Source organism: Nostoc sp. (assembly GCF_036917775.1).
Taxonomy (GTDB): domain Bacteria; phylum Cyanobacteriota; class Cyanobacteriia; order Cyanobacteriales; family Nostocaceae; genus Nostoc.
The window spans coordinates 1-16,865 of the sequence record NZ_JBALEQ010000098.1 but is presented as its reverse complement, the minus strand read 5'-3'; the positions used below and the strand labels follow the sequence as shown (position 1 = coordinate 16,865).

Sequence of the window (16,865 nt, the reverse complement as noted above, 5' to 3'; positions counted from 1 at the left end):
AATATTCTCTGGGAATTCATTGGCATAACTGACGTTGAACCTGTTTAGACAGAAGCAGATGGGAAACCAGGAATAATCAGATTCGTTTCTGCTGCTTTCCGCGTTTTTCCTGCCTTTTTAGTATTCCCTTTCTCAGCAGCCTTGCCGCCTAAAATTTCCGCTTCGGCGCGTTGCTGGTTGAGTTCGAGTAAACGGGCTAGTACTTCGTCGTGAATTTCTTCGGGCCAACGGTAGCGCCAAGGCTTTTTCTTCTGGCGTTTGCTAGTGTTTTCGTCGTCTTCTTCGTCTTCGTAATCAAGTAGGAAGGTGCAGTCTGTGGAAATATCTATCCAGCCGTAAGCATCGAGGACAGCGCGATCCATTTGGGCGTGGAGTGAGCGTAGTTGTAAAATATCGGGATGGTGTTCGTCGGGATCGTGGAAGCGGTTGTATGTGTCGGTTAGCCCTTGGTTGTTGCGAACCATTAAGGCAGCGCGGTATTCGTAGTATTCTTTGCCTATGGTTTCTAGGGTGGGGTTGCTTTCCCAATTTTCCGGGAAGGGGAAGGTTTCAAAGCAATCTGAGGGATTGTAGCGAAGTCGGTCTTCAAGAGATGAACTGAAGAAACGTGCAAAAACTTCATGAATACAAGATTGAAGAACAGCAAAACTAGAATAAGTTTCAAAAGGAAAGACATTTAGACTGTTAGCAAATACAACTGTTGGTTCATAAAAAATGAAAGATAAATGAGTTGATGCTTGAGCATTTGTTAATAACACGCGATTAAGAAGTGCGATCGCGTTATTTAATTCATTACGAGGTCTAAGAAATTGCCACCATTTTTCTTTACCCCCTTTGTCTTTTTGCATTAACCTTTCAGGCTTAACCTTTTCTTCTACAATCTGCATCAAATCAGGATATTTTCTCGCCTCAACCTTACTCATTTCACCGAAACTAATCACATAACGATGATGTGCATGAGTTGGACTTGAATTAACCTCTTCACCTCCAATATAAGGAAAAATTCTCTCATTATTTTTAGTATTTTGTTCAATCAATCGCTGCATTTCATCAATGCTTGTAGCATTAGGATTAGAATCATCAAATGTAAAACCCATTCCTAAGACAATGCTACCTTGAAAGCTTTTATCAGCATTCGCCCATAACTCCTTTGGATTGTCATTTCCTCCCGCATGAAATAGAAATGCAGAAATTGACGCAACCTCATGCCCATCTAATAGTTTTCTCCCTTGATAATTTCCTTTAAAAACATGAATAACACTCACGACAACTGCCGCTAAACCCGGCCACTTCATCCGCTTTTGAGCATTGTAAATCGTACCGCCTTGCTCACAGATATATCTCAAACCAGTGCTGCGGGTATCTCCTTGGGCAATGGTATTTGTGGCAATTAATCCAAAACATCCAGATTGCCGTAAAAGGCTAAACGCTCGTCTGAAAAAATGTGCTACCAAATCAGCATTTCCATGAGATTCGGGATTAACAACTTTCAACCAATCCTGATAACCAGAAGCATGAGCATTTATTGTTGTATTCTTCCCTGCAAACGGCGGATTACCAACAATTGCATCAAACCCAGGATTTTGTCTATCAAATACTTCTGGAAATTCAATTTCCCAATTAAACGCCGGAACTGGTTTCTCCCCATACCGCAACTCTGCACAAATTCGCCTGACATCTAAATCATCTTCTTGATTTTTCTGCCTGTTATAAAACTTCAACCACGAATTATCACGTTCATCCTTTCTCGCATTATCCTTATCTTTGGCAAAAAACGAAGCGACAATCAAATCTCCTTTTAGTCGAATATCATGCAATTCCGTTTCTATATTGTTGTAGAAATCGCGTTTGGCTGCATAATTATCCTCATCTAACTTGTGAATTTCATCTCTGTCAAACTTCACCTTTTCCATCGACAGATTAAACAAAGGTAAGTTTGGGTCTTGATAAGTTTTGTCTTCATCCCAATTAAATGTTTTAATTTGTTCAGAGGTTAACCCAACTAAAGAATCTCCCCACTTCAAAGCATGATCTAAAAAAGTAAAAGGATGAGCCTTCGCCAAAGTCGCCAGCCACAAAGATAACTTAGCCAAATTTACTGCAAAGGGGTTTTTATCCACACCATACAAACACCGTTGTGCTACTAACCGCCGCGCATAAAGTAATGGTTCTTCATCAATTGGAATTTCAGGTAATACGTTCTGTTTATTCCACGCTTCAACTAATTTTTCAGCCAACTGACGACAACTTTCGACTAAGAATGCGCCCGAACCCATCGCCAAATCACAAACTTTCAACTCTAAAATCTGCTCTGGTGTGGGGTTTTCTCCCAAAGCCGATAAAATCGGTCTGAGAGTTTCTTTCACAATCGGCTCAGTCAATGCACGAGGCGTATAATGAGAACCACTACGCCGCCGTTCTTCCCCCGGTTGCAAATACAGAGAACCCACAGGCATTAAACTCGGCGTTTTCGGTGATACCTTGCGTCCTAAAGCCGCCACTACATCCTCTGCTGTCCTCGCATCCTTTAACTCAGTTAGGGATTTACCAGTAATTTCGCAACCCGCAACATCCTTTAAATATTTCGCGCGATCGCTTGCCTTAGTTTTGACAACTTCCTCAACGCTAACAACAACTGTCACCGAAGATTTAGAACCTTTGGGTTTACTCCAAACACCGATAGCAGGACTACTTGCTCTTTCTACCTCATAGCCCATAATCGCTTCATAAACAGACCCAATTTGTTCGACATCTAGAGAACGGTAAGACAGACGTTCTCCATCCAGTACCAACAACCCTTGCAATACCCTGTGAATTACCCCATCTGAAACGCGAGGGGGTTCAAGACTTTCCCCTGTTTGATATTCTGTAGACTGGAGACGACCTTCTAAAAACGGATATTCATCTGGGTCAAATAGTTGTCCATGACGGGCTGGTAAATATAAATCAGCATGACCGCCGCCGTCGTAAACCAAACGGAACAGACTCAGCAGCCATGCCCAAGCACCATACCTCTGATCCATTGTATCTGGATAGTTGCCTGCATCTTCTCTCAAGCGCTCGTAAAGTCCATTGACTGAGTAGTAGCGTGTATAAACTGCATCTTGAGACATCAGCCCCCGGTCTTCAGCATAAAGCAGGAACACCAACCGCAGCAAGATAGTAATCAGCCCACCGTAAATATGCTGGGGCGCAGTAGTGGCAATCTCACTCACTAAGCTGCTTTTAGTGATTGCATCTGCGATTTGGAAGCCACGCAGTAAATCCCATAATGCCTCTAATACCTGCTCTGCTAGCTTAATAGAGACATCGTTTTGATATTTCCGGCTTTTTTCCAGGATTGCAGACAAACGGCGATCACTAGGGACATTAAACAGTCGGTCAGCCGAGAGCAACATCTCCATTGCACCCAAAATCAGCCGCCCAGACACCTCACACATTGCCTGTACAGGAAAAGTCAAGTGTCCCGATGACTCCCCAAGTGGTGCATAAACCAAACGTAATTCTGTACCGTTGCACAATAGCCCAGTATAAACTTTCGTTTCTTTTAAAAGGCGCTCAAACTTAGACTGGGGGCTGGCGTGCCAACCAGTCGATTTACTATCCTCTGCGCCTGCATTGTCAAGTTCAGTACCATCAGGAAGCACCTGTACCAGCATCATCCAACCGCCATTCGGATCGGGTACAGCATACGTGGGTGTCAAAACTTCGTTGTAATCTGGGAGTGCGATCGCTAATTCTTCTGGACTGACAACTAAATCTTCTGGTTGCCAACCTAAAACATTGATAGTGAAAGCAGGAAAGTCGTCAATTCCAAAGGTTTCCTTGCTATCACCAGTCAGAGGTTCACGTCTGGCAACTGTAGCGAGTGTTTGTTGGAGTTCCACCACATTGCGATTAACCACAGCTTGGGCTGCTGACAATGCAGGCGGAGACACCACCAACCCCACCGGCTGGAGAAAGCCTAACCATTCTTTATGTAAGCGAATTTCTGGATCGTTTGCCATTGTTTATACTCCCTCTAGCCGGAAATCGGCCATAAATAAATTACGCCGACTGGCTCAACCCGCACTGCTTTCACTTTGTAGGCGGCTTCAATTCGGGCTGGTTCTGAAATTAGTTCGGTTGCGATCGCTTGAAGGCGTTTTTCCCAATGGCGACGGTCTGCATCCAATTGGCGCTGTTCTTCTATAAATGGAAGAGACAACTGCACTGCCTTAGATTCTTCCTGACACTTGATAATTCGGGTCTGCTGTTCTTCCAGAATGTTCTTCATCTCAACAGCTTCTTTAGTACCCCGATTAGCCAGCTTTTTCTCAGCACTTTCCGCCAAAGCTGTAGCGCGGCGTTCTAGATGAGGAATTAATTCTGCTACATCTTGGGCAGCACTTTTTTTCAATCGCTCTTTCACCGCTTCGGCAACTTCCAGCAAGTGTGGGGAAGCTAGGGAATTTTCCAGTAATTCCAGTACGTTGTCTTTCTCGCCTTCTCTTAAAGAATGAAGTTTCTTGCGTCCTCGGCTGATTGGGTCTGACCATTCTGCTGCTACTGCAATTACTTGGTCGTGTAAGCGAGAAGCCCGTTCACCATACAGAGCCAGCCGTCCCAGTGCAATCACTTTTGGCATTGGGTCATTAGTCAGACAAACACAAGCACGAGTTAATTCATCGTGCAAGAAACCCTGAGCTAAAAACCTGCTCAGTAAACGCTGGACAATTCTGTGTTCTAAATGCAGATGAACTACATCCCCATCCAAGGAACCAGGATCTCGAAAGACTACAGGACGAATTGGTGCTTCTTTCCGCCATTCCCAAGGCTTTTGTCCGATTTTCCGAGGTGTTCTCAGGGTATCAAGTGTAGTTGACCATGTTGGATCTGCACCAGTACGCTGGTCGAGAGCCGGAATTGTCCAACGGGCAGTTACAGGATTGTTAGCAACCTCATTCACATCTACAGGGGCAAGTGTTGGGACTCCCAAAATTTCTAAAGAAGCAGAGATGGCATTACGGAAGTGATTGTCATCTAGTCCCAACCAATCCCGCGAGTCTTTCAACATTTCTTGTAAATTCTCTACTTGTTTAGTCAAATCCTGTTGGCGGAGTCTGGCTTGCTCCAGTTCCTCATTTATTACCTGTGTATTTACTGTTTCCTTGTTACTGAGTTGCTCTGCTTTATTAATCGAATCGGCAAGATTATTTACTTCTTGGTGGCGAATCCCATTAGCCAGTAAGCGCGACACATTTCTTTCAACCACTGGTGCAAGGCTGCCAAGTTCTTGTTGAATGGTGGCTGTTTTCCGCACCAGTACATCTAATACTTTGTCTTCTGTGCGTTGCGGTAAAACAAAGTAGTAACAATGGACAACAGGCGATCGCTGTAAATTGCGGTCAATTCGTCCGTTACGCTGTTCCATCCTTGATGGGTTCCACGGCACATCAAAGTGGAATAAGTCAGCACAGTTATTTTGCAGATTCACTCCCTCCCGTGCTGCATCTGTAGCAATCAGGATTCGGAGGGGATGACGTGCCGGATCAGCGTTAAATGCACTTTTAATCGCTTCGCGGCGTTCTTCTCCAATACCCCCGTGAAATACATCTATGCGTTCATGTTCGCGGTTAGAGTTAGCGATTGCTGTTTGTAATTGCTGCTGTAGATAACGTTTAGTATCTGTATATTCTGTAAAGATAATTACTCGTCGTTCTAACCAAGCAGCATTCGGCTGACCCAGATCGGGACAAAGATTTTGGCGAATCCACTCCACCAGTTGTTGAATCCGTGGATCTGGTTGGTAGCGAGAGGCATTAGCTACATCTGCCATCTCATCTAAAATTGCTAGTTCACGCGCTGTTTGTCCCGCAGCCTGCATACTAGCTGCTGCCATTTGAGCATCTTCTTCTGCAATTACTTCCTCTTCGGAAAATTCAGCCCGTTCGTCATCTGCACCAGGGGATTCAAACAGCAAAGGTAGACTGACTTGATATGTAGAGGGGCGGTGAGCCGCTTGCTTTTCCATGCCCGTCCGATGCACCTTTAAAGTCCGAGCAAATGCCTCAATGGAAGACAAAAGACGCTTTTGCAGGGAAGTAATTACCAGCATCGCTGTAGTCTGGGTAGACTTCGCTGCATCTTTGAGCTTTTCCTCACGCAGATTGCGATATTGTTGCAGCAGTCGGGATAATTTTAATTCGGGCGCGTCTTCTGGGAGATTATCAATAACTATAGGAAGAACGTAGCGTTGGGGAAACTCTTCTCCGATCTCTCGTAAATCTTGTTTTAAGCGCCGCACCATTACAGTGTCCAGCAACTTGCGATTACGAACGGGTACTCCTCGGCAGAAACGCTGAGGATCAAGAATTTCTAGTAAGGCAGCGAAGCTGTTGGAATGTCCATTGTGGGGAGTGGCAGATAAAAACAGCTTGTGTTCAAAACGTGGCGCTAAGTCTCGAACAGTTTTGGTAAGTTGGGAATCAACCGCATACTTTGCACCACTTGCAGGTGCAGCATTATGAGCTTCATCAAGGATGAGCATAGAAGCTGCTGCAAAATCACCCAGCCAGTCTCGTAATGGTGCGGTGTATGTTTCATCTCGTAGCAAAGCGTGGGAAATAATGAACCGAGTGTGCGTCATCCAAGGGTTAATTCCATAACCCCGTTCTTGACGACGCGCAGCAATAAACTCACGATCCAGAATCATAAATGTGAGTCCAAAGCGACTCTCCATTTCCTCTTGCCACTGTCGCACTACCGAAGGGGGGCAGGAGATCACGACTCGCCTAACTTTCTGCCGCATCAACATCTCACGCAGTATCAGCCCTGCTTCAATTGTCTTGCCCAGCCCTACATCGTCAGCAATGAACAAACCAACTCTCGGCATCAGTAAAGCTTTACGTAGCGGCTCTAATTGATAAGCTTTGACTTCTATACCTGCTCGGTAAGGCGCTTGGAAAAGCTTGGCATCTGTGGAGGTTACGCAATTCCACCGTAATGTGTGCAGGTAGGCAGAAAACAGACGCGGATTATCAAAACCTCGGTTAGCAATGGAATCCCAAGATGTTGCCCCAACGATTTTGGCATCTATTTCCCGTTCCCATAGGACTTCTAGCGATTCTCCTAACGCATCATCTTCTAAACAAGAAAGGCTAACTTTAGTGTCTTGCTCCTTAGTGGGTTTCGACACAACTTCTTCTACAAGATATTGCCGCGATCGCACGCGCACAATCTGTCCAGTTACAATGTCAGTCATTTGTGTCTTCCTCTTTGTAACTGGACTGGTATTATCCCTCCTCTAATCATGAAAACTCACTCCCCTAAACCCTTATGTCTAATGACTGGTTGGACTAGAGTGCTAAGAAAGCAACTATGTTCTTTATAAGTAGCAGGTATAAAATAGTATAGTCTTCTACTCGGTTCTTAGCACCTGCTACATCTTATGAAGTATTTTTCTATACGGCTATATTATTTAGTTAATTATCAAGGAAATTTTAAAGCTTTTATTTCATAAGCAATTTACAGACTATTTTTCTCAGAGGTCTTACGTAGATTAGTTTTCAAGCGTAGGGTAAAAATAAAGTTTCTTAGTAAGAATACTTAGCTTTTCTCAAGTAAGCTATAAGCTTCCTTTGATTAGCGATCGCTTTATGGTTTCTGATGAAAATTTCTGTACTAATTTTGTACAATTGCTCCCAAAGTGCCACTGACGGCACGTAAATAATCATCTGGCGATAGCAGAAGCAACATACCTCGCATTCCACCTGAAACAGTGATCTGCTCAAATAGAGTTGCAGTTTCATCAAGGTAAACAGGATAGCCTTTTTTACTCGCTAAAGCTGTCACACCGCCACGGATGTATCCTGTTAGTGGCTGAACTTCCTTCAGGGCAACTGTCTCAACTTTGCGGTTTCCTGAAATCCGCGCCAAGGCTTTTAAATCTAACTGAGCATTTCCTGGCACAACTGCAAAACAGATACCTGTTGTGTCACCTCTGACTACTAGCGTTTTAAAAACTTGCTCTGCGGGAAGACCAACTTTGTGCGCCGTACTCTCAGCAGCGAGATCGTCAGGATCTACTTCATAGCTCAGGATTTGGTAGGGAATACCTAGTTTATCAAGTAGTCGAGCAGCATTGGTTTTCATTGCTCTTATTCCCAATCTTTAATTACCAGTCCACTAACGCGCTAAAGACTGCATCTACTGACATTCGGCAAGTAGATAATTGCAAGACTTTAGGTGTTGTAATTCAATCGTTTACCATGCCTAAAAGATTAAGATAAAACGGTTTTGGTAAGAGTCCATGAGATTGCTTCCTTCTTCGCAATCATGGGGTACTATTTTTGAATGCAGTTTATTATTAGACCCACTTTTTGAGTAAAAATAAATCTATGAATAGAACGTTATATTATCATCAGCAATCAAACTTTTCTCGGAAAATCCGAATATTGTTAATAGAGAAAAATTTAGATTGTGAATTCCTTGAAATTAATTTAGCCAATAAACCCCCTGAATTCCTTGAAATTTCTCCTATTGGTCAAGTCCCTGTGTTTGTAGATCAAGATGGCACGGTAATTTGGGACTCTACATTGATTGCGGAGTATCTAGACGAAACTTATCCACAGCCTAGCTTTTACCCAAGCGCTCCTCACATACGGCTTGAGTGCCGTAAATGGGAACAACTAGCAGATACTTTAGGCGACAATATTATAAGTTTATGGGTACTAAATTTTATGGGTGATCTAGCTCCTGCTTATTATCGAAAAAAATATGAAACATTAATTAATCGCCTTTTACCAATCTTTGATTCCCAACTGCGTTCAACTAAATATTTGTTAGAGGGTGAAACATGGACAGCAGCAGATGTGGCAGCATTATGTTCCCTCGGTTATTACAGCTTTCGCTTAAATGAAGACTGGCTTCTTCAGTATCCTTATTTGAGAGACTGGTTTAATAGATTACAGGAGCGTGAATCAGTCAAGTCAACTATTCCAAAAAAGATCCTTACTTAGAGGTTGCTGAAAAAGTAACAAGAAAGCAAGATTAGGATTGGTGTAAGATTTCAGGTGATGCAACCCAACGGCGTACTCACCATCCCACATCCTTACGGTACAACTAAAGTCATTTATTCACTGCGCTGACAATTGCCCAGCACCCGCCCTCTCAGTCCTCAGTTACTGGGTTGTCAAGAGCAAGAATTTGGCAGACTTCCCCGATTTGGTAGGTGTTTGGTACTACTTTCGTCCTTTCAATTATGCGCTGCACTACATCTTACTTATAAGACGCTGAACTTGGACAGATACATCAGGAAACTTTAGGGGTGAAATAGTACCTGTAGTTAATGTCAGTTCGGTTTTGTATTCCCCATTTTTTAGGTCACGAAATACTTTTAACTGCGGAGTCTTCAGGTTGACAACCCAGTATTCAACAATACCAGCCTCAGCATAAATGTCTTTTTTCTCACCTAAATCTTTGCTCAGGGTGGCTTTGGAAAATTCAATAACCCAAAAGATATCTTCTGGGTAAGGATGGTGTTCTAAGTAGACCTCACCTAAAGGTTTGACAATGGCAACATCGGGAGCAGGTTCGGAATCGTTGGGTAAGGTAATCGGTTTGGCATCGCGGATTTTTACCCGTTCACCGAGCAGTGTGCGAAGATAATCAGCTGCTTCTGTGTTGTAGTAGGCGTGAGGTTCTCGTTCTGGGGGCATAACAATCAGGTCGCCGCGCAATAGTTCAATGGACTGGTCGTCAAAGATACCTGCCTCTATTGCTTGGTGATAACGTTTAATTGTCCATTTATAGGTAGTTACAGTCATAACCATTATTTAGCTCAAAGCCAAATCTATCATCAATTCCATATTCGTTCTCAATCAAACCTAACACCTTCTCTTCTACCTCCGTCAAATACGGTCGTTTAAACTGCTCCAAGTACTTCAACACAGGACTTGGGGCATTTTCCAAATTTTCGCGGTTCTGCAATCTACTGATACGTAAGCGTAGCCCACCGCAGGCATCGCTCTTAGAGAAATGCCAGTTATCTACACCTTCTGAAATCCTATTTGGTTTTGTTCATTTCTAGCCAGTTGTAGAGTGGGAACTGAACTCTGTTGAGCGCTGTATAAATCATGTAGAGGGGTTTTACAGCACTCAACTAAACAACTGGCATAGCTGGATGTCAAGAAGCGGGAAGTTTTATCTTTTCCCTCGTACAACTTCTTCACTTTCCCGTTGTGTTGCTAACTCCATTGAAACTGCAATCCAAAGACATTGAATGCCAATTTGCCAAAATTGTTTAGGGTGTTATCTCTCTGCCATATTCAGACTCCAGAAGCGTCAATAATTTCTCTTCCACAGCAGTAAGATAAGGCCGATTTACCTTCCCCAATAAGTGCAACAGACTTTTGACTGTCTCCTCAAGCGAATCAGAATACACTTGACTGATGCGATCGCTAATCTCCCGCACCTGCTGACACTCGGCAGGCAGGTAATCGCAAGACTTCAGATGTTGCAACCCAACAGCGTACTCGCCATCCCACATTCTCACGGTGCAACTAAACTCGTTTACTGCGCTGACAATTCCCCAGCATCCAGCCTTACCCCTGAGTTCCGGGTTGTCCTTTACGAGAATTTGGCACACTTCCCCCAACTGGTAGGTATTGGGTACTTGGGTACGCTCCATGATGCGCTGCACAACATCTTTCACAATTCTACCAGTCGGCACTTTCCCGCCAGCAAGTTCTACTGCTCTTAGCCACACTTCTTGCTGTTCCTGGGGTTCCAGTTTGGTCATGGGCCGAACTTGTCCCTCTGCTGTCGGCAAAATGTCCACAATTTGTGGACATTTTTGCAAGTTGTCCACAACAACTGCCGCATCAACTAGCTGGTAAGAACGGGAACGATTGTAGCCAAACCTGTCTAAACAGTATTCATCAAAGGTTTTGTGCGTGGAGCGATATAATCTGCGATCGCGTAATTCCGTCAGCGCCTTCCCTGCCTCAAAAAACGCTCTTTCCACTTTCCTTTCCAAGTGCAGGCGATCGCTTTGTTCCTGCTCAGTTAATTCTGGAACTTCAACAGCACTAACCGTAATTGTTGCTGTAGCTGGGTTTTCTTCAAGGTCTTGGTTATCTGGTGGCGTGTTGTCACTGGATGAAGCAGAGGTGGCTTTGTTGCGCTTAGAAGGTGGTTTAGCCATTATTCCACCCCTTTAGTTCAACAATATTTTTTCAAAGTCAATTGCAACGTAGATTTTAAGCATAGTTAGAAACTGCCATTGTGCAGAGCGCAGTACCCAGGACAATCGCTTCTCAAATGATGTAGAGGGAAGAGCCAGAGGATTGATGATCCCAATATCAAGCTTTTTCCTCTGTTTCTGCAATCTTTTGATATCCAAACAAATCATTAGGAGTACATTGCAAGCTATCACAAAGTTTCGCCACCCTTTCAAACCATTCAACACCGCTGCGATTATTTTCCCAATTCCGAATGGTTGTTTCCGTAACTCCCACTAAATCAGCTAACTGCCGTTGTGTTAAACCAACTTTTTGTCGCAGACTAGCGATTCCCTTGGATGGTTCATTTTCATTGAGCGGAGGATTCAGGGCGTTAATTAATGCTCTTTCAACTTTAAAAAGCAAATCTTCTTGTACTTCAACGTAAGAAATTCTGATTCCTGACTCTTCAATCAAGCTAGATAGCTTGTAATGAGATTTCCATCTTTTTCTAAGGTTTTCTGACTTGCCAACATACAAAACCTTGCCTTGGCTGTTCACGACCAAGTACACACACGGGGTTTCTGGTAATTTGGCTAGGTCTTCGATTGCCATACATGGCAGGCTTAAAACATGAAAGTTCTCTAGGGTTAGCATAAAACCTTTTACGTTTAATGATTCTAAAATAGTAAAACTATTTATGATAAACGTCAAAAGTATGTTGACAACGTAAAACTATTTACGGTAAATTGATAATAGAGAAAGCGCTACCGACGACCAATCTGAAGCGCTTCTCTATGTCCATTAAGACTTTATCAATTATGACTCACGCCATTTACACTTATCAACAGCTGCAACTGAAATCGATTGCCCGTCTCAAGCAAATCTACAGCGAAATCGCCTGCACAGTTGAAGTAAGCGACAAACGCTGTAAGGATGCCTGGATTTCCGCCATTGTTAACTATCAGTCAAGCAAGGTTCAGAAACTCGCCCCTGCTGCCCCCGACAACCAAGCCCTCGCCCAAGCCGAACTCGACAACTACATCGCCAACCAAGCCCAAGCCGTAGCCCCTGAAGAACTGACAACAAGAGAAATATCCTTCTACGATCACGAAATTTACTGCGGCGACGAACTGATAGCCAGCATTACCCATGATGATGACCTAACCCAACCTTGGGTAGTAGTGGTAGAAGGTGTAGAAAAATTCCGCGCTAATACATGGGCTAGATGCTATCGCTTCATTACTTGGCATCACCAGGACACTAGACTCAACGAACCCGCCCAAACAGAAACCCCATGCACCTCCGAAAACCTAATCATGGCGCATATCTTCAACGAGTGCCAGAATTACGGGTTTGAAATTCTCGATGATGGCATTTACAACAACGGCGTGAAACTGGGGCAAGTCGGATGCACTGATGGTAACTGGTGGGTAAAGAGGCGTTATTCAGTCCAGCAGCAGTATTCTAACTCGGTGCTTGATGCTGTGCGTAGGCTTTGCCCGTCGCAGACATCGCTGTCGATGGTGGATGTGTCTACTGATGGTAAATCGATTTTTGAGGAATATTTTTTAGATCAGCCGTTAGAACAGCTAACTGGCGATAAATTGCAACGGCTGCTGGAGAGAACGGAGTTAATCACAGCGTAAGTCTTGGGCTTCGCCTGGGAAAAGGTTAAAGGGAAAGGGGGAAAGGTAAATTTCTTCATTCCCTTCCCCTTTGCCCTTTCCCCCTTTCCCTAATTATTTATTCACCAATCCCCAATTAAATCTATGAAACCTACAATATCAATCCCTCAACACTGGGGCTACCCTCGCTTTGGTTTGGAGCAGCGCACAGAACAAGGCACGATTCTAGGACTTTACTACTATCCCTCTGGTACAGAGTTGGCTGAACAATTTGATGATGGTTGGCGCTATGTGCTGATGCCTAAGAAGAATTCTGATGAAATATCGTACTTGCAAGAGAATCAAATCCAACCGTTATCTCCACAGGAATTGTTCACGCAAATTACCGCAGAAATTGAATTCTATCAGCGTCAAATCTCCATCCTGCAACAACAGTTAGCCGTAGTAACTGGAGGTAGTACCAATGGCTAATTCTACAAACAGTTTTGACCGTAGAGCTAATCATTTGCTGCGTGTGCTTCAGTTTTGCGGCGGTTGTGTTCCTCTGCACTCTCTCCAATGCCAATTCTCAGATTCAGTCATTCAAACTCTGCTGGATAAAGAACTGGTGCAAGTACAGAACACTGGACGCGGTTTTTTGTTGGAGATTGCCGAGGATTTTTAGCTCTTAATCGAAGAGGAACCAATTATGAAACTTTACGCTAAGACGATTCCACACACATTACCAGATTGGGCAACCACCGTTACAAAGAGTGCAGATTTGTTTGAGGTTGAAATTAACGATGAACACCAGAATTTTCAATCTTTACTTGAAGAGTTAGAAACCGAGATTGAACCAGGGACTTTCGGTGTAAAGGCAGAGGATTTATGTTCCAGGCTTGGCGTTGAAATGTCTAAACCCAACCTACAGCAATTAGTTGAACAAGCCCAAAACCTGATATCTGAAATTGCTACGCACCCAGACTATAAACAACTGCTGGAGTTGGGATATAGCCCTGATTTAAATATTGCTGATGCTCAAACTGTACTGACTTATTTGCAATGGGAGTTAGAGCGCAATCGAGAAACTTCTACCTAAGACAAAAGCGTTCACCTAAAGGAATGCCATTACTTTAGGTGAACGCACGGAAGTTTTTCTCCCGCTACAGAATTCCCATTATTGCACACAGGAAAAACTGGGGCAATGTAAATCACAAATCAAGATTCAGAATAATTTTACTTCTGAATCCTCAATTAATCAGATAGGAATTAGCCATGAAAGTCATCGTTACAGTAGTCGAAAAAATCACCAGTGAAGCGCACATAGATATCCCTGGTGGACTGAATAAATCCGCAATTAAGCAGTACATAGTAGACCGCTACAACACTGGGAAAATGCAGACTGAGATGAACATTTTTCAAGTTGACTTTGAATCTATTAGCGCTCGGATTGTACAAGGACAGGCAGACACCAATTCTATCTCTTCAGAGAAGGAGGCAATCAGATGAATATCAAATGGACTGATGAAGAACTAGCAATTATTGAGGCAAAAGCTGAAGTCTATACAGTCAAACAAATAGCTTCAATCCTAAAAAGGCGAGGATATCAACGCACACCTGTTGCAATTTACCTGAAGTTAAACAACTTAGGTTATTCAGCCCGTCCCACTCTTGATAATTATAGCTGCCAGGAAATCGCTCAAGTTCTTCAATTGAATTTCTCAACTGTTACAAGGTGGGTAAAAAGAGGATGGCTCAAAGCTACAACACGCTCTGCCAGACATTACCAAATTCGGAGATGGCATCTTAAGCAGTTTTTTGATAACCCACCACAATCAATCAAAAAACGCATTGCTGCTCTCGATGTTGAAGCCATTAATTATTTATTAGGGAGACGAGTATGATTGACCACATTAACGCACTTCAAACAAGCTGGTATCTTTCTCCACCCTGGCGTGGAACAATTCCACCTGTTGCAGTTAATTTACTAGAGAGAGTTTTTCTCCGTACAACAAGAACCTTCGGTTACTGCTGCGGTATGCAATGGAAACACGAATGTTGGATTTATTCAATTGATTGCCGTAATGAAATACTCCACGCTACACACAACCAAATCATCGCCACTGGAGAATTAGAAGCCATCAAGGTGCATAAACCTGCTTTTGTTCTGGGTGAAAGAGTGATTCTATGTTCTCACGATAAAGGAACAAAACAACGGCTGATTTTGGGAATTGCGCTGGTGCATAATTCTTGGTTTTACCTTATTGAATTGATGTCACCAACGTTAATTAAGACACCAACTATATCGAATCGTTTCTCATTAGTTGGTGAAAAAAGTTTGGTGCGTGTGAATGTTTAAAGTCTTGAAATTTACTTAGCAGTCGAACAAGATGAGTTTACCTTTAAATCAAAATGTTTTAGTCGAGTCTCCATCATTAAGAACTTCTGCACTTTCTAATTTAGATGATGAGAGCGTCCAAGAAGTTCTCAGCAAAGCAAAGGCAATAGTGTTCGCTGTATGGAACGGGGAGGGATGGGCCACAGTTGAGCAGTTAGCCCAGTATTTTCAATCTTCTATACCAGCTATTAAGTATATCTACGAAAGAAACAGTAAGGAGTTTCAGGCTAAGGAAACCAAAAAACTAACTGGTAAAGACTTGTCTGATGCTCGCTCCAAGTTGGAGCTAGCATCCCGAACAGCCCAAGCCAGAGTCTTTTCACCTTCTGGAACACTCCGCATCGCAATGTTGCTCACTGAATCGGAAGTAGCTGCTCAAGTGCGAACAATCATCTTAGAGCTAGTTGCAGCAGTGCCTAACATTACACCCAAAGTTGATCCTACCCCTGCCCCTACCTTGCCACCGGTTGAACAGCGCCTACAAACTTTGGTCGAAGCGATGAAGACTTTAGCAGAACTTACAGGTGGCAGACTCAACCCGTACATGGAGCAGCATTTTCAATACTTCGCCGCTAATCTCTTAGCCCAACACAATCAACAAGCCCTTTCTGGTAGCAAAGAAAAATGGATGGGCGTTGTGAACTTTGCAGAGAGCGAACTGGGAAAGAAAGTCCCATTAAGCGGTTCGCATTATCGCGGTCATCTCGGTACTTGGGTTCGCACATTTTACCCACAACTGGGAGAGCGTCAGGAAATGCGACTGGTCAATGGCACTCAGCAACCAGTTTACGTTTACGCCTGCCATGACCCAATGGTTGCATCTGGATTGACGAAGGCAATCGAAGAGTTTTTCGCTCACCCAAATCCGACTGCTGCACTAAGAACTGCGGGTGCTTTTGCTACCAAGAAGCCACGGGTGTTGGTCAAAAAATAAAAGCGAACGCACTCCTTAGTATAGGGCGGTCGCTTGGTTGCAATTGCATTTGTGATCAGTGCTGGGTTCATCGTATCAGTTTTCGCTTCATCACTCGAACTCGGAAACAAGCTTTTAGATTTTCATCAAAAATAAGGACAAACTCTCATGCAACAACTCAATCTATTTACTGAATCAACCCCAGTTTTACCTATCACCTACTACCCCGATTTCTTAAATCTTGAACAAGCCAATGAACTCTACCAACACTGTTTAAAACTGGAGTGGCAACAGAATCAAATCAGAATCATGGGTAAAACAATACCTGTCCCCCGCCTGGAGTGCATTTACGGGGACTACGGCTGCGATTACCTTTATTCCAACAGCGTATTTTTGAAACCCCTGACTTGGACAGAAAAACTCGCTTACTTACGCGATCGCATAACTGCATTAACTGGTTACAAATTCCGCATTGTCATTGGAAATCAGTACCGCAGTGGACAGGATTCGATTGGCTGGCACTCCGACAATGAGCAATCAATGGGTATAAATCCAGCTATCGCATCAGTGAGTCTGGGATCATGTCGCAAATTCCAAATCAAACCGAGAAATGGCAAAGCAACGGATTTCTGGCTTGAACACGGCAGTTTGCTTGTGATGCACCCAGGCTGTCAGTCTACACATCTGCATCAGGTTCCTAAGACCAACAAAGTGGTTAGCACCCGAATCAATCTCACCTTCCGACC

Annotated in this window: 17 protein-coding genes; 10 read left to right on the top strand and 7 right to left on the bottom strand. The window is 43.6% G+C overall.

What is annotated here, in order from left to right; translation table 11 throughout:
- Positions 1-44 precede the first annotated feature (44 nt).
- The 3 genes from V7K69_RS20415 to ybaK all read right to left on the bottom strand — a co-directional run bounded on the left by V7K69_RS20415 (position 45) and on the right by ybaK (position 8,133).
- Positions 45-4,007, bottom strand: coding sequence for an Eco57I restriction-modification methylase domain-containing protein (locus V7K69_RS20415; protein ID WP_335037568.1), 3,963 nt, complete (start codon positions 4,005-4,007; stop codon positions 45-47).
- A gap of 14 nt (positions 4,008-4,021) precedes the next feature.
- Positions 4,022-7,243 carry a DISARM system SNF2-like helicase DrmD gene (gene drmD / locus V7K69_RS20410; protein WP_335037567.1) on the bottom strand — a complete coding sequence of 1,074 codons (3,222 nt, stop codon included), beginning with the start codon at positions 7,241-7,243 and terminating at the stop codon, positions 4,022-4,024.
- Positions 7,244-7,662: 419 nt separating this feature from the next.
- On the bottom strand, positions 7,663-8,133 hold the full coding sequence (ybaK, locus tag V7K69_RS20405; protein WP_335037566.1) for a Cys-tRNA(Pro) deacylase: 471 nt from the start codon (positions 8,131-8,133) through the stop codon (positions 7,663-7,665).
- Between the two features lie 245 nt (positions 8,134-8,378).
- On the opposite strand from ybaK, the gene V7K69_RS20400 reads away from it, so the two are divergent.
- Positions 8,379-8,999, top strand: coding sequence for a glutathione S-transferase family protein (locus V7K69_RS20400; protein WP_335037600.1), 621 nt, complete (start codon positions 8,379-8,381; stop codon positions 8,997-8,999).
- A gap of 252 nt (positions 9,000-9,251) precedes the next feature.
- Here V7K69_RS20400 and V7K69_RS20395 read toward each other — a convergent pair whose 3' ends face one another.
- The 4 genes from V7K69_RS20395 to V7K69_RS20380 all read right to left on the bottom strand — a co-directional run bounded on the left by V7K69_RS20395 (position 9,252) and on the right by V7K69_RS20380 (position 11,858).
- Positions 9,252-9,806 carry a Uma2 family endonuclease gene (locus V7K69_RS20395; protein WP_335037563.1) on the bottom strand — a complete coding sequence of 185 codons (555 nt, stop codon included), beginning with the start codon at positions 9,804-9,806 and terminating at the stop codon, positions 9,252-9,254.
- Positions 9,787-9,969: a hypothetical protein gene (locus V7K69_RS20390; RefSeq protein WP_335037561.1), complete on the bottom strand. Its 183-nt coding sequence runs from the start codon at positions 9,967-9,969 to the stop codon at positions 9,787-9,789. The genes V7K69_RS20395 and V7K69_RS20390 overlap by 20 nt, the downstream gene beginning before the upstream one ends.
- A 313-nt stretch (positions 9,970-10,282) precedes the next feature.
- On the bottom strand, positions 10,283-11,185 hold the full coding sequence (locus tag V7K69_RS20385) for a hypothetical protein (protein WP_335037559.1): 903 nt from the start codon (positions 11,183-11,185) through the stop codon (positions 10,283-10,285).
- Positions 11,186-11,342: 157 nt separating this feature from the next.
- Positions 11,343-11,858 carry a helix-turn-helix domain-containing protein gene (locus tag V7K69_RS20380; RefSeq protein ID WP_335037557.1) on the bottom strand — a complete coding sequence of 172 codons (516 nt, stop codon included), beginning with the start codon at positions 11,856-11,858 and terminating at the stop codon, positions 11,343-11,345.
- A 140-nt stretch (positions 11,859-11,998) separates the two neighbouring features.
- Here V7K69_RS20380 and V7K69_RS20375 point away from each other — a divergent pair, with 140 nt between their 5' ends.
- The 9 genes from V7K69_RS20375 to V7K69_RS20335 all read left to right on the top strand — a co-directional run.
- Positions 11,999-12,850, top strand: coding sequence for a hypothetical protein (locus V7K69_RS20375; RefSeq protein WP_335037555.1), 852 nt, complete (start codon positions 11,999-12,001; stop codon positions 12,848-12,850).
- Positions 12,851-12,973: 123 nt separating this feature from the next.
- The gene (locus tag V7K69_RS20370) at positions 12,974-13,300 is read left to right on the top strand and encodes a hypothetical protein (RefSeq protein WP_335037553.1); all 327 of its coding nucleotides are present in this window, start codon (positions 12,974-12,976) and stop codon (positions 13,298-13,300) included.
- The gene (locus V7K69_RS20365) at positions 13,293-13,493 is read left to right on the top strand and encodes a hypothetical protein (RefSeq protein ID WP_335037551.1); all 201 of its coding nucleotides are present in this window, start codon (positions 13,293-13,295) and stop codon (positions 13,491-13,493) included. Before V7K69_RS20370 ends, V7K69_RS20365 begins: the two co-directional genes overlap by 8 nt.
- A gap of 24 nt (positions 13,494-13,517) precedes the next feature.
- Positions 13,518-13,907, top strand: coding sequence for a hypothetical protein (locus V7K69_RS20360; RefSeq protein ID WP_335037549.1), 390 nt, complete (start codon positions 13,518-13,520; stop codon positions 13,905-13,907).
- Between the two features lie 176 nt (positions 13,908-14,083).
- Positions 14,084-14,317, top strand: a complete 234-nt coding sequence (locus tag V7K69_RS20355; RefSeq protein WP_335037547.1) for a hypothetical protein — start codon at positions 14,084-14,086, stop codon at positions 14,315-14,317.
- A complete protein-coding gene (locus V7K69_RS20350; RefSeq protein WP_335037545.1) occupies positions 14,314-14,712 on the top strand; it encodes a hypothetical protein in 399 nt (132 codons plus the stop codon). Before V7K69_RS20355 ends, V7K69_RS20350 begins: the two co-directional genes overlap by 4 nt.
- On the top strand, positions 14,709-15,167 hold the full coding sequence (locus tag V7K69_RS20345) for a DUF1392 domain-containing protein (RefSeq protein WP_335037542.1): 459 nt from the start codon (positions 14,709-14,711) through the stop codon (positions 15,165-15,167). The genes V7K69_RS20350 and V7K69_RS20345 overlap by 4 nt, the downstream gene beginning before the upstream one ends.
- A 31-nt stretch (positions 15,168-15,198) precedes the next feature.
- Positions 15,199-16,140 (top strand): hypothetical protein, encoded by a 942-nt coding sequence (locus tag V7K69_RS20340; RefSeq protein ID WP_335037540.1) that lies wholly within the window; start codon positions 15,199-15,201, stop codon positions 16,138-16,140.
- Positions 16,141-16,287: 147 nt separating this feature from the next.
- Positions 16,288-16,865: alpha-ketoglutarate-dependent dioxygenase AlkB family protein (locus tag V7K69_RS20335; RefSeq protein WP_335037538.1), on the top strand; the 578-nt coding region annotated here is incomplete at its 3' end.